Annotated in this window: 11 protein-coding genes; 9 read left to right on the forward strand and 2 right to left on the reverse strand. The window is 43.9% G+C overall.

The features are described from left to right. Positions 1-5: 5 nt before the first annotated feature. Complete coding sequence (nagB, locus tag NPE20_RS20360; RefSeq protein ID WP_256540546.1) at positions 6-1,982, reverse strand: glucosamine-6-phosphate deaminase; 1,977 nt, start codon at positions 1,980-1,982, stop codon at positions 6-8. A 55-nt stretch (positions 1,983-2,037) separates the two neighbouring features. Here nagB and NPE20_RS20365 point away from each other — a divergent pair, with 55 nt between their 5' ends. From NPE20_RS20365 to hflX, 7 genes are all read left to right on the forward strand, one after another. Next, positions 2,038-3,231, forward strand: a complete 1,194-nt coding sequence (locus NPE20_RS20365; RefSeq protein WP_354003281.1) for an anhydro-N-acetylmuramic acid kinase — start codon at positions 2,038-2,040, stop codon at positions 3,229-3,231. Positions 3,232-3,404: 173 nt separating this feature from the next. Continuing rightward, positions 3,405-3,866, forward strand: a complete 462-nt coding sequence (locus NPE20_RS20370) for a cytochrome B (RefSeq protein WP_256540547.1) — start codon at positions 3,405-3,407, stop codon at positions 3,864-3,866. Positions 3,867-4,087: 221 nt separating this feature from the next. Beyond that, entirely contained in the window at positions 4,088-5,497 is a 1,410-nt protein-coding gene (locus tag NPE20_RS20375) for an anthranilate synthase component I family protein (protein ID WP_256540548.1), read from the forward strand. A 90-nt stretch (positions 5,498-5,587) separates the two neighbouring features. Further along, a complete protein-coding gene (locus NPE20_RS20380; RefSeq protein ID WP_256540549.1) occupies positions 5,588-6,157 on the forward strand; it encodes an anthranilate synthase component II in 570 nt (189 codons plus the stop codon). Positions 6,158-6,287: 130 nt separating this feature from the next. Beyond that, complete coding sequence (trpC, locus tag NPE20_RS20385; RefSeq protein WP_256540550.1) at positions 6,288-7,073, forward strand: indole-3-glycerol phosphate synthase TrpC; 786 nt, start codon at positions 6,288-6,290, stop codon at positions 7,071-7,073. 196 nt (positions 7,074-7,269) lie between these two features. Next, positions 7,270-8,679, forward strand: coding sequence for an ATP-dependent DNA helicase (locus tag NPE20_RS20390; protein ID WP_256540551.1), 1,410 nt, complete (start codon positions 7,270-7,272; stop codon positions 8,677-8,679). A 74-nt stretch (positions 8,680-8,753) separates the two neighbouring features. Continuing rightward, entirely contained in the window at positions 8,754-9,938 is a 1,185-nt protein-coding gene (hflX, locus tag NPE20_RS20395) for a GTPase HflX (protein WP_256540552.1), read from the forward strand. Between the two features lie 112 nt (positions 9,939-10,050). On the opposite strand, the gene pepT is transcribed toward hflX, so the two are convergent. Beyond that, on the reverse strand, positions 10,051-11,304 hold the full coding sequence (gene pepT, locus NPE20_RS20400) for a peptidase T (RefSeq protein WP_256540553.1): 1,254 nt from the start codon (positions 11,302-11,304) through the stop codon (positions 10,051-10,053). 80 nt (positions 11,305-11,384) lie between these two features. On the opposite strand from pepT, the gene NPE20_RS20405 reads away from it, so the two are divergent. Both NPE20_RS20405 and NPE20_RS20410 read left to right on the forward strand, forming a co-directional pair. After that, on the forward strand, positions 11,385-12,104 hold the full coding sequence (locus NPE20_RS20405) for an outer membrane beta-barrel protein (RefSeq protein ID WP_256540554.1): 720 nt from the start codon (positions 11,385-11,387) through the stop codon (positions 12,102-12,104). Beyond that, positions 12,104-12,457 carry an MmcQ/YjbR family DNA-binding protein gene (locus NPE20_RS20410; protein WP_256540555.1) on the forward strand — a complete coding sequence of 118 codons (354 nt, stop codon included), beginning with the start codon at positions 12,104-12,106 and terminating at the stop codon, positions 12,455-12,457. The genes NPE20_RS20405 and NPE20_RS20410 overlap by 1 nt, the downstream gene beginning before the upstream one ends. Positions 12,458-12,461 lie beyond the last annotated feature (4 nt).

The raw sequence follows: 12,461 nt of genomic DNA on the forward strand, positions 1-12,461 counted from the left end.
CAATATTAAAATTGATACCTCACAAAAGCTTCCATAGCAGCGTATTCTGCCATGCCCAGCCTGTCATAATTTTGGGCTGTCTCACGGTTTCTATCCTCGGCCCTTACCCAAAACTCGCGGGCATCATCCCCCGGGAATACGGGCCTATCCTTTTGCGACTGATGTTTAAATATGGCGTTGCGTTTGCGCAATACCTCGGCAGGCGAAAGCGGTACCGCCATTTCAATTTCGTGGGTAGGGAACTCCTGCCAGGCACCGCGGTACATCCAAACCCAGCAATCATTCACCCAGGATTCGGTTTTGCGCAGCCTGCGCAACGATTCTATCACGATATGGAAACATACTATATGTGTGCCATGCGGATCGGCAAAGTCGCCGGCTGTAAATACTTGTTGCGGTTTTACTTTTTGCAGCAGTTCCATTGTCAGCCTGATATCTTCCTCGCCAACCGAATTTTTCTGTGTTTTTCCTGTTTCGTAAAAAGGCAGTGCCTGAAAATGGATATTGCTATCGGGCACACCTGCATAACGCGCTCCGGAGATGGCTTCGGTTTTACGGATGAACCCTTTTACATCGCGAATCTCAAGCGAATCTATCTGGTTGGGTTGTTTAACCGCCATAAACTGGCGCATATCCTCATAAATGCCTTTTATTTTTGAGGCGTCTTCACCGATGCTTTCTTTAAAATCGATGGCAAACTCTACAAAGCGAAGCACATCATCATCCCATACAGCGGTATTGCCAGATGTTTGGTAAGCCACGTGTACATCATGCCCCTGGTCAACCAGGCGGATAAATGTGCCTCCCATTGAGATCACATCATCATCCGGGTGAGGTGAGAAGACAATAGAACGTTTGCGTGCAGGCTCGGCACGCTCGGGGCGCTGACTGTCATCTGCTCCCGGCTTACCGCCCGGCCAGCCGGTAATGGTATGCTGTACCTGGTTAAAAATATCAATATTCATCTGGTAAACCGGCCCCTGCTCTACTGCAAGCTGTGCCATACCATGGGTGTTATAATCTTCTTCAGTAAGTTTCAGGATAGGTTTGCCCGCTGCGCCCGAAAGCCAGATGACCGCCTTTTTCTTTAGCGGCGCATCCCAAACGCAGTCTTTAACCAGCCACGGGGTATCAAACCGGGTAAGATCTGAAGCGGCATCCACATCAAGCACAAACTCAACATTATCTGAAAGCTGCAGGAAAGTTGCCGGCACCTCGCCCGACATTTCGCCCTCCACCGCTTTGCGGATGATCGGCGCTTTCTTGGCGCTCCAGGCCATCAGGATAATTTCGCGGGCTTTAAATATAGTGCCAATGCCCATGGTTATGGCTTTGGTAGGTACATTCTGCTTACCACCAAAATCGCGCGAAGCATCACGGCGGGTTAGGTCATCCAAAGTAACCAAACGCGTGCCCGAGTTGGGTGCCGAGCCCGGCTCGTTAAAACCAATGTGACCGGTACGGCCAATGCCCAATATCTGCAGGTCTAATCCCCCTAGTTCTTCTATTTGCTTCTCGTAGGCTAAACAAAACGCGGCAACATCATCAGCGGCAAGTGTGCCGTCGGGGATGTGTACGTTAGCTCTGTTTATATCAACATGGTCAAACAAATTCTCGTTCATGAAGGTCACGTAGCTTTGCACGGCATCCGGCTTCATGGGGTAATACTCATCCAGGTTAAAAGTAATAACATTTTTAAAGGACAGGCCGTCCTCTTTATGCAAACGCACCAGTTCGGCATAAACTTTAATTGGGGTAACACCCGTGGCCAACCCCAATACGGCTTGTTGCCCCGCAGCGTCTTTTTTGCGGATAAGATTGGCTATACGCTTAGCAACAGCTACCGCAGCCGCATTTTGGTCGGAGTATACCGTTACCGGAAGTTTCTCGTACCGGGTCTCTTCTAATAAGTTTAATCTTGCCATAGGTTTGCTTGTAATTGGTTTACAGTGCCTCAAAACAAATATATCAGATATTTGCATACAGGGTGTTTTAATTTATCTTTTGTGCAGCACGCCAAAACAGGTAAATTAGCGCATGCCTCAATTGAACCAAAACCTGCAAAAACTATTTAATATCGCCCAAAAAGAAGAAAAGCTGGGCATCGGTTTAATGTCGGGCACATCGTTGGATGGGCTGGATATTGCCCTATGTAAATTCAGCGGGAGCGGCGTAAAAACAGAGTTCAAACTGCTGCAGTTTATTACCATCCCCTACGAGGAAAGCTTTAAGAAAGAGGTGCAGGAGGTATTTGCCAAGAAGCAGGTAAGCCTGGAAAAGGTTACTTTGTTAAACGCTTACATCGGCAACTTTCATGGCGAGCTGGTTTTACAGGCATTGAAGCAATGGAATATCAATCCAAATGATGTTGATTTTATTGCGAGCCACGGCCAAACCATTTATCACGCGCCAAAACATCAGCATAAACAAACGGGCTATGGTAATGCTACCCTGCAAATTGGCGATGCTGACCATTTAGCGGTTAAAACAGGCATATTAACGATTAGCGATTTCCGCCAGAAACATATTGCAGCAGGCGGCGAGGGCGCACCTTTAGCTTTATATGGCGATGTTTTATTAGGCAGTAAACCTGGCGAAGAAAGGATACTGTTAAATATTGGCGGTATAGCCAACCTTACGTATTTACCTGCAGATAGTAATAGCATGGAAGTTTTATGTACCGATATCGGCCCCGGCAATACACTGATAGATGCCGCCTGCCGTAAATATTTCGACAAGCCTTTTGATGAAGATTCGGTGATAGCCAATTCGGGCACGGTGGATGAAACTTTATTGGAGGACATGCTGCATCACCCTTTCTTTAACGAAACCCTGCCTAAAACTACCGGCCCGGAGTTATTTAACTTGGAGTTCGTGGCCGATGCGCAGCAAACATCGCGCACGTTCAACATCAACAAGGCGGATCTGTTGGCTACGCTGAGCGCATTTACTGGGCGCACCATCAGCAATTTTATACTAACGCACTTCAATGTGCCCGGCCTTAAAATATTTGTAAGCGGCGGCGGGGCGCGTAACCCATACGTTATTAATTATCTGAAAAAGGCACTGCCAAACGCCACCATAGCCAACACCAGCGAATTAGGAATTGACCCCGATGCCAAGGAGGCAATATTATTTGCTTTGCTTGGTAATGAGGCGCTTTGCGGAGAGCCGATTGCTATTGGGGACAACCCTGCTGTGTTGATGGGGAAGTTTAGTTTTCCGGCTTAATTATTTTACCACAAAGAGCACAATGGTTTTCACAAAGAACACAGAGATTTAATTTTCTTGGCTTTGTGTGCTCTGTGATTTTTCTCTGTGTTCTTTGTGGTAAACTCGCCAAAATACCCCTCCTTTTAAAATGAAAAACATTTATCTGTATATTCGGGTCAAATTTTAAACGCATGAACGCTTATCAGTTTTTCCTGTACTTCCACTCGGGTTTCAGGTACATCGTATTTTTATTGGTTGTTATTGCAATTTTACGCGCCTTTGCCGATTGGTTCGGCAAAAAATCTTACAGCAATGGTAACCGCAAATTCAACCTGTTTACCATGATATCGGTACACACCCAAATTTTGCTCGGCCTTGTATTGTACTTTTTAAGCCCCAACGTAAGGTTTGGCGCTGGTGTTATGAAAGATGCAACAGCACGCTATTGGACGGTTGAACACATCAGTATGATGATCATTGCCATGATACTGGTTACCATTGGCCACAGCAAATCTAAAAAGGCGGTTTTGCCGGAAGGTAAGCACAAAGCGATAGCGATTTTTTACTCTTTAGCCTTTGTTATTATAGTGATAGCCATCGTTTTAATGACTAAAGATGCTCCCGGACATACTTTTTTTGGGATATCCCACTAAAAAAGTCGACAAAAAATTTGTTAATTCAATTTTTTGTATAAATTTGTTGCCACGATATGAAAAGAACTACCCTTAATACCAATTGGTGGCACTATGTGAAAACATGGCAGGCCGGATAGTTTTTGATATGCAGTACTAATCAAATGTAAACCTAATTTGAAACCCGGCGAACGCTCAATTCGCCGGGTTTTTTTGTTTAATGCGCTCTGAGATAATTACTAATGAAGAAATATAAAATTACCACTACCCATAAAAAGCTACTTGCTGATACCACAACCCCGGTAAGTATTTACCTGCGTTTAAGGGATGTATTTCCCAACTCGCTGCTGCTGGAAAGCTCGGATTATCACAGCCGCGAAAACAGCTTAAGCTTTGTTTGCTGTGCACCCTTTAGCGGTCTGGTTTTAGATGATAATATCCTTAAAAAGAAGTTCCCGGATGGCAGCGAGGAAATAAGCAACCCAGGCGAATTTGATATAACCGACGAGATAAACAATTTTACCGCCCGTTTTGAAGTGGAGGCCAGTACCTCTAAAATATTATCAAACGGATTGTTCGGTTACTTTACTCACGAGGCGGTAGAGCACTTCGAAACTATTCGTTTAAAGGAAAGCAACGATACCACCCGTAAGATCCCGGTGATGCAGTATAATATCTACAGCTACATCATCGCGATAGATCACTTTAAAAACGAACTGTACATTTTCCATAACCAGGTAGACGGCCAACCGCAAACCAACGGGCTGGAGAAAATTGAAGACCTGATCAAAAACAAGAACTTCCCGGAGTACAGCTTTAAAAGCAACGAGGCAGAAAAATCAAATCTTACCAACGAAGAGTTTATTGCCATTGTTGAGAAGATGAAGCAGCACATCTATCGTGGTGATGTGTTCCAGATAGTACCGTCAAGGGCGTTCTCGCGTAAGTTTTTGGGCGATGAATTTAACGTTTATCGTGCGCTGCGCTCTATCAACCCATCGCCATATTTGTTCTATTTTGATTACGGTGATTTCAGGATCTTTGGTTCATCACCCGAGGCACAGATCACCATTAAGAATAATATAGCGAGCATTTTCCCTATAGCCGGAACATTTAAACGGAGCGGAGATGATGACAAGGATGCCGAACTGGCCCGCCAGCTAGAGGCCGACCCCAAAGAATCTGCCGAGCACGTAATGCTGGTTGATTTGGCCCGTAACGACTTGAGCCGCCACTGCGAGCAGGTGAGCGTGAAGGCTTTTAAAGAGGTACAATACTACTCGCATTTGATCCATTTGGTATCCCACGTAAGTGGTAAACTAAAACCCGGCACAACTTCATTTAAGATTGTTGCCGATACCTTCCCGGCAGGCACGCTAAGTGGCGCTCCAAAATACCGTGCAATGGAAATTATCGACGAGAACGAAAAAAGCAAACGCAGTTTTTACAGCGGCGCCCTTGGTTTCTTTGGCTTTAACGGCGATTTTAACCATGCCATCATGATCCGTTCGTTCCTGAGCAAGAACAATACATTGCATTACCAGGCAGGCGCCGGCATCGTAGCCGGTTCTATTGCCGAGAGCGAATTAAAAGAGGTAGATAATAAAATAGCCGCTTTACGCAAAGCGATTGAATTAGCGGAAGAATTATAGTCGCTTCGCGGGTGATTAGTGATTGGAGAATAGTGATTAGTTAAAACGAATTTAGTTCCCCTCTTGAGAGGGGTTAGGGGTGTGTAAAAAATGAAAAATATATTAATAATAGACAATTACGATTCTTTCACCTATAACCTGGTGCATTTGGTAAACGAGTTAGGTTTACAATGCGAGGTTTGGAGAAACGATCAGTTCAAGATAGAGGACGTAGACAAATTCAGTCATATCATTCTTTCGCCCGGCCCGGGTATCCCATCAGAAGCAGGTTTGCTTTTAGCTGTGATAGAAAAGTACGCACCTACAAAAAGCATTTTTGGGGTATGTTTAGGTCAGCAGGCTATTGCCGAAGTTTTTGGCGGTAAACTGTACAACCTGCCACAGCCTATGCACGGCATTGCCACGCCAATTAAAGTAACGGATTTGAACGAGCCGCTTTTTGCCGGCCTGCCTGATACTTTTAAAGTAGGCCGTTACCACTCCTGGGTAGTTGAAAAAGATTTGCCTGCAATACTGGAAATTACCGCCATTGATGAAGAGGACGGCTCGATTATGGCGCTAAGGCACAAAGAATACAACGTGCGTGGCGTACAGTTCCACCCGGAATCGGTACTGACTGAGTACGGTAAAGAAATGATGCAGAATTGGTTGAATGCGTAATCCCACCTGTCATTTCGAACGATAGAGAGAAATCCTGTTCATAAGATAGGTAGCGAACCTTGCATATTGAACAAGATTTCTCCTCGTACCTCGTTCGAAATGACAGGCGTTTATTATAGATTTGAATAAAATGAACATACTCGATAAAATAGTTGCCCATAAAAAAAAGGAAGTTGAACGGGATAAGGTACGCACCTCTTATACCAAACTGGAAGAATCAGAGTATTTCCACCGCGAAACATACTCTTTTAAAGATTTTCTACTGGCGCCCGACAGAACAGGAATTATAGCGGAATTTAAGCGTAAATCGCCGTCAAAAGGTATCATTAATGATGATGCCCTGGTGAAGGATGTTACCAAAGATTATGCGGAGGCAGGCGCTTCGGCATGCTCGGTACTAACCGACTATGGCTTTTTTATGGGCCGCAAAATGGATGTTACCCGTGCCCGCAGGGCTACCAATATCCCTATCCTGCGTAAAGATTTTATGATAGATGAGTACCAGGTTATTGAGGCAAAGGCATTAGGGGCAGATATTATTCTATTGATAGCCGCCATACTTACCCCTGCCGAGATCAAAAACTTGGCTGCTCTTGCAAAAAGCCTGGAACTAAATGTGCTGCTGGAAGTGCATAACCTGGAAGAGCTGGAACGTAGCTTAGACCCTAACCTGGATGCCATCGGCGTAAATAACCGCAACCTGGCCGATTTCACGGTATCGGTAGAAAACTCCTTTAAACTGGCCGATCAGATCCCCAATGATTTTATGAAGATCTCGGAAAGTGCTATTAGTGATACCGAAACTATTAAGCAGCTAAAAGCGGTTGGTTTTAATGGCTTTTTAATTGGCGAGAATTTTATGAAACAGCAAGATCCCGGAGCAGCAATGCGGGAGTTTGTGAAAGGGTTGAAATAATATTTGCCAGCCATTGCGCTCGTCTGCGACGAGTGCTTAACATGGGTTTGCGATTATATCGCTTCTTTTATCGCGCCGCAGACGCTAAGACACATTAAGCACTCGTCGCAGACAAGCGCAAGAGTAGGGGTGACCGATGAGTAAATTATTAATGCTAATTTTTTTAGTTTAATGTATTTTAATATCTTAGCTGTTCATGTCGGCCGAGATCACTTTAAATTCAGAACAAAAAGCAGCTTTTAAGGCTATCGAAAAGTTTTTGGAGCATCCATCTGCCGACATTTTTGTGCTAAAGGGCTATGCTGGTACGGGTAAAACTTTCCTGATGCAGCGGCTGGCAAAAATGCTTACGGATAGCGAACAGGAGTTTTGCATGCTGGCCTCAACCGGCCGGGCGGCCACTGTTTTAAAAGGCAAAACAGGTTTCGAAACTAAAACCGTACACGGCGAGCTTTATAACTTTAGCAAGGTAGATGGCATAGATAACTATATGCATAAGGATAAGGCTGCCGATACCAACCAAATGAGTCTGGAGTTCCTTGTGCGGTCTACAGATGAAAATAAGCGGGTTTATATTGTTGATGAATCGTCCATGTTGTCTTGCGAGGTACCTAAGAATGTATCGTTCACAACCTTTGGAAGCGGCAATCTGCTCGACGATTTTTTTAAGGTGGCGGGTAATAACAAAATAATTTTTGTTGGCGACCCTTGCCAACTGCCGCCGGTTGGTCAGAATATTAGTCCGGCGCTGGATATGGACTGGCTGGCCAAACAAAACCGGGTGGCGGTATCGTATACCCTGCAAAAAATTGAAAGGGTAACTGCGGGGAATGATATACTAAGACTTGCCGGTGCGGTGCGTGAAATGAGCCAGCAAAGCAACTGGACACGTTTTCCAAAACTACCCGCATCTGATTTGAATAATGTAAAACTGCATATAAACGAAGAAACGTTATTCAATCAATATTTAGAGAGCTACAAAGCTAAAGGCGCTAATGAAACGCTGGCTATTGCCCGCAGCAACAGGGCGGTACAAAATATAAACCGCAATATGCGCCGCGAATTATTTGGCGACGAGAATAAGCCGGTACAAATTGGCGAGATACTTTTGGTGACACAGAATAATTATACGGTGCCACTATCTAACGGAGATTTTGTAGAGGTGCGCGAACTGGGTGCTATTACCAATAAGGCGGGCATGAAATTCCAAAAGGTAAAAGTAAGGCCTATCTCAGCTCAGATTGATTACACCCTGATGCTTTCGCTGGATGCGGTAAACCATATTAAGGGTAATTTAACCGATGACCAGACAAAAGAGCTGATGATAGATTTTAGCTTTAGGATGAACGGTAAAAAGATAGAACCAAATTCGCCGGCATATAACCAGGCTATGCGGCAGGATGAATATTTAGGATGCCTTAAAGCAACGTTTGGCTACGCGGTTACCTGCCACAAAGCCCAGGGCGGCGAATGGAATAACGTGTTTTTGTTTTTGGAAAAGAGCATGTACGGAATGGACAGGCTGGAGCTTTGCAAATGGTGGTACACTTCTATAACTCGTGCCCGAATGAATTTGCATTTGGAAAATAACTGGTGGATAGGGTAATTGTACAAAAAACTGTCACAAAAGATAAAAATATATGTTGTTACCTTTGTACTTTAATTGTTAATCATTTTTAAATGAAGCAAAAATTTTATGATACTGCTGTGAAGCAGGAAAAAGTGGTTTTAGTAGGTGTAATTACGCCTAACGAAACCGAGGAACGAGAAAAAGAGTATTTAGAAGAATTAGAATTTTTGGTTGAGACCGCAGGTGGCCTCACTGTGAATACCTTCACCCAAAAATTACAGCGACCAGAACGTTCTACATTTGTAGGTACCGGTAAGCTGGAAGAGATAAGAGAATATGTTGTTGCCGAAGAAATAGATATTGTTGTGTTTGATGACGAGCTTTCGCCATCGCAACTGCGTAATATTGAACGCGAATTAAAGGTAAAGATACTTGACAGAAGCAACCTGATACTGGATATTTTTGCCGGCAGGGCGCAAACCGCGCAGGCTAAAACCCAGGTAGAGCTTGCCCAGTTACAATATTTGTTGCCACGACTTACCCGCCTTTGGACTCACTTGGAGCGCCAGAAGGGTGGTATTGGTATGCGTGGACCGGGTGAATCGCAAATTGAAACAGACAGGCGTTTGATCCTGAACAAGATCTCGCTGTTAAAAGAGCGCCTTAAACTGATAGACCGCCAGAACGAAACGCAACGTAAAAACCGCCAGCAGTTAATCCGTGTGGCATTGGTGGGTTATACCAATGTGGGTAAATCTACCATTATGAATATGCTGGCAAAATCTGAAGTATTTGCCGAGAACAAGCTGTTTGCTACGCTGGATACTACCGTACGCAAAGTGGTTATTGAGAATGTACCGTTCCTGCTTTCGGATACCGTTGGGTTTATTCGGAAACTGCCTCACCATTTGGTTGAGTGTTTTAAATCGACATTGGATGAGGTGCGCGAGGCTGATATTTTGATCCACGTGGTTGATATATCGCATCCTACCTTTGAAGATCAGATCCGTACGGTTAACGAAACACTGAAAGACCTGGGCGCTATCGACAAGCAAATGATAACCGTGTTTAACAAAATAGATGCATTTGTACCCGAGCAACATCACGTTGATGTAACCGAAGAACCCCTAACACTCGACGACTTTAAGCATAGCTGGATGGCCAAAAATAACAGCCCTGCCATATTTATATCCGCAACAGAAAAAGAAAACCTGGACGAGTTTAGGGATATGCTATATGAGTACGTGAAAAAGGTGCATACAGAAAGATACCCGTACGATAATTTGTTATACTAAACCCAACAAAACTGTCATGCTGAACGATAGTGAAGCATCTATTCGCCGCCATGCAACCGTATGCACAGTTCGCTAATAGATCCTTCGCTATCGCTCAGGATGACAAGGTATTTTAGGCTTTCTCTTCCCACACCATGCACAAATGCAAAATGGTTTCTACTGCTTTTTGCATATCCTGTACTGATACCCATTCCTGTTTGCTGTGAAAAGCATGCTCGCCTGCAAAAATATTGGGCGTAGGTAAACCCATGAAAGATAACCGGGAGCCATCCGTACCACCACGGATGCTGCAAAGTTTTGGGGATAATCCGGCGCGCTTCATAGCTTCCATCCCATGATCTACGATCTGTGGGTTTTGCGCCAATACATTTTTCATATTGCGGTATTGTTCGTGCGTTTCCAGCGTATAGGTTGAGTTTGGGAAACGCTTAAGCACTTCGTTAGCTGTTTGGCGGATGATATCTGCATGTGCCGCCAGTTTTTCTTCCTCAAAATCACGAATGATAAAATCAATGGTCGCCGTTTCTACATGGCCGTTAATATCTACCGGGTGTACAAAACCCTGCATGTCTGACGTATGCTCAGGCGATAAATTATCCGGCAGTGCCGCTACTATCTGCCCGGCAATTTTAATGGCGCTTTCCATTTTACCCTGTGCAAAACCGGGATGCGCGCTTATGCCATGTATGGTTAGTTTAGCACCATCGGCACTAAAGGTCTCGTTCTCCATATTACCGGCGCTTTCACCGTCAATAGTGTAAGCGGCAAACGCACCTAATTTTTCAATATTTACCTTGTCAACGCCATGGCCAATCTCCTCATCGGGCGTGAAAAGTATTTTTATGGCGCCATGTTTAATTTCGGGATGCTGCATTAATTGGTAGCAAGCATCCATAATTTCGGCAACACCGGCTTTGTTATCTGCCCCCAGCAATGTATTGCCCGATGCGGTGATAATATCGTTACCCAGTTGATTTTTCAGGTCGGGATGGTCTTTCAGTTTTATGATCTGTGTGTTATCATCCGGTAAAATGATATCACCGCCGCTATAATTTTTATGAATAATAGGCTTTACATCTTTCCCGCTGCAATCGGGAGCGGTATCCATGTGCGAGCAAAAGCAGATCACAGGTATGTTGGGTTTATTGCTATTAGCCAGTATGGTGGCGTATACATAACCATACTCATCTAAATGAGCGTCTGTAATACCTATCTCTAAAAGTTCAGCTACCAATAATCGGCCAAGGTCTTTTTGTTTTTCGGTTGATGGTATGGTTGGCGATGCCGGGTCTGATTGTGTATCGATAACAACATATCTTAAAAATCTATCGGTAACTGTAAAACTTAGCGTTGCGTTAAAATCCATATAAAGCCTATATTAGTGAAATTTATTTGCCGGGATTTTTCACCCGGCAGCCAAATTGTAAATATCAAACATAAAATTCATTGAAAAAGTATCTTTTAGTAATTGTGTTGGCGTTAGTGTTTTATAAAGCAAAAGCACAGAGTAGCTTAAATTATGCAACATATGGCATTGGTGTAAGCGTTAGCTCAAACCAGGCATACGCCGATCTTAAAAGACAAGATAAGAATCTATCATATGCTGTAACTTTCAATTATTTTTATACACCTTATGTGCCAATAGGCCTTGAGTTTCAGCTCGGGAAGCTATCAGGAGGCAGCACTGATTTAAAAATAGATAGGGACGGCCGCGTATTCGAGAACAACTACAAGGCGGTAATACTACATATGGACGTGCAGGCGGGCGAGCTCATAAATTACCAGGGAAGTACACTGTTAAATATTCTGAAGAATTTTTATTTGGGGGCCGGTATAGGTGGTATTTCTAATGATGTTAAAGTGCAGCGGACCAGTGTTATAGACCCTACATATGTATTCCCGGGGAAAGATAGTGGTATTAACCTGATTGTTCCATTGCGTTTTGGTTACGAGTTTAAGTTTTATAACGAGTACGACCAGCCAAACGTTCGCCTTGATATAGGATATCAGCATAACCTAACCTTTGGTGAAGGTATAGACGGCTATGCAGATCCATCAACAAAATTTAAAAATAACGCGCTTGACCAGTACAGGCAAATAACCGTTGGGATAAAAGTTAATTTTGGTGGTCAAAATTCTTATGATAAAGAGATAAGGGGGTACTAATGAACATTGAAGAGCTACGTGACTACTGCCTGCAAAAGCCGGGCGTTACAGAAAGTTTCCCTTTTGGCGAGGATACTTTGGTTTTTAAAGTAGGTGATAAAATATTTCTGCTTACCGGATTAGATTCACCCAGCTTTAACGTAAAGTGCGACCCGGAAAAAGCCATTGAACTACGCGAACAGTTTAGCGAAGTTGAGCCCGGCTACCACATGAATAAAAAACATTGGAACACTGTACATACCGATGGATCTTTAACCAACAAACAACTGCGCGATATGGTAGACCACTCTTATGAACTGGTCTTTAAAAGTTTGCCCAGGAAACAACAAGCCGAAATCATCGACGGTAATTAATTCT

This window comes from Mucilaginibacter aquariorum (assembly GCF_024498135.1).
Classification (GTDB): Bacteria; Bacteroidota; Bacteroidia; order Sphingobacteriales; family Sphingobacteriaceae; genus Mucilaginibacter; species Mucilaginibacter aquariorum.

Excerpts from the sequence above, each read along its gene's own strand:
- nagB (WP_256540546.1), bottom strand. The coding sequence starts at position 1,982 with ATGCAAATATCTGATATATTTGTTTTGAGGCACTGTAAACCAATTACA.
- NPE20_RS20365 (WP_354003281.1), top strand. The coding sequence starts at position 2,038 with ATGCCTCAATTGAACCAAAACCTGCAAAAACTATTTAATATCGCCCAA.
- NPE20_RS20370 (WP_256540547.1), top strand. The coding sequence starts at position 3,405 with ATGAACGCTTATCAGTTTTTCCTGTACTTCCACTCGGGTTTCAGGTAC.
- NPE20_RS20375 (WP_256540548.1), top strand. The coding sequence starts at position 4,088 with ATGAAGAAATATAAAATTACCACTACCCATAAAAAGCTACTTGCTGAT.
- NPE20_RS20380 (WP_256540549.1), top strand. The coding sequence starts at position 5,588 with ATGAAAAATATATTAATAATAGACAATTACGATTCTTTCACCTATAAC.
- trpC (WP_256540550.1), top strand. The coding sequence starts at position 6,288 with ATGAACATACTCGATAAAATAGTTGCCCATAAAAAAAAGGAAGTTGAA.
- NPE20_RS20390 (WP_256540551.1), top strand. The coding sequence starts at position 7,270 with ATGTCGGCCGAGATCACTTTAAATTCAGAACAAAAAGCAGCTTTTAAG.
- hflX (WP_256540552.1), top strand. The coding sequence starts at position 8,754 with ATGAAGCAAAAATTTTATGATACTGCTGTGAAGCAGGAAAAAGTGGTT.
- pepT (WP_256540553.1), bottom strand. The coding sequence starts at position 11,304 with ATGGATTTTAACGCAACGCTAAGTTTTACAGTTACCGATAGATTTTTA.
- NPE20_RS20410 (WP_256540555.1), top strand. The coding sequence starts at position 12,104 with ATGAACATTGAAGAGCTACGTGACTACTGCCTGCAAAAGCCGGGCGTT.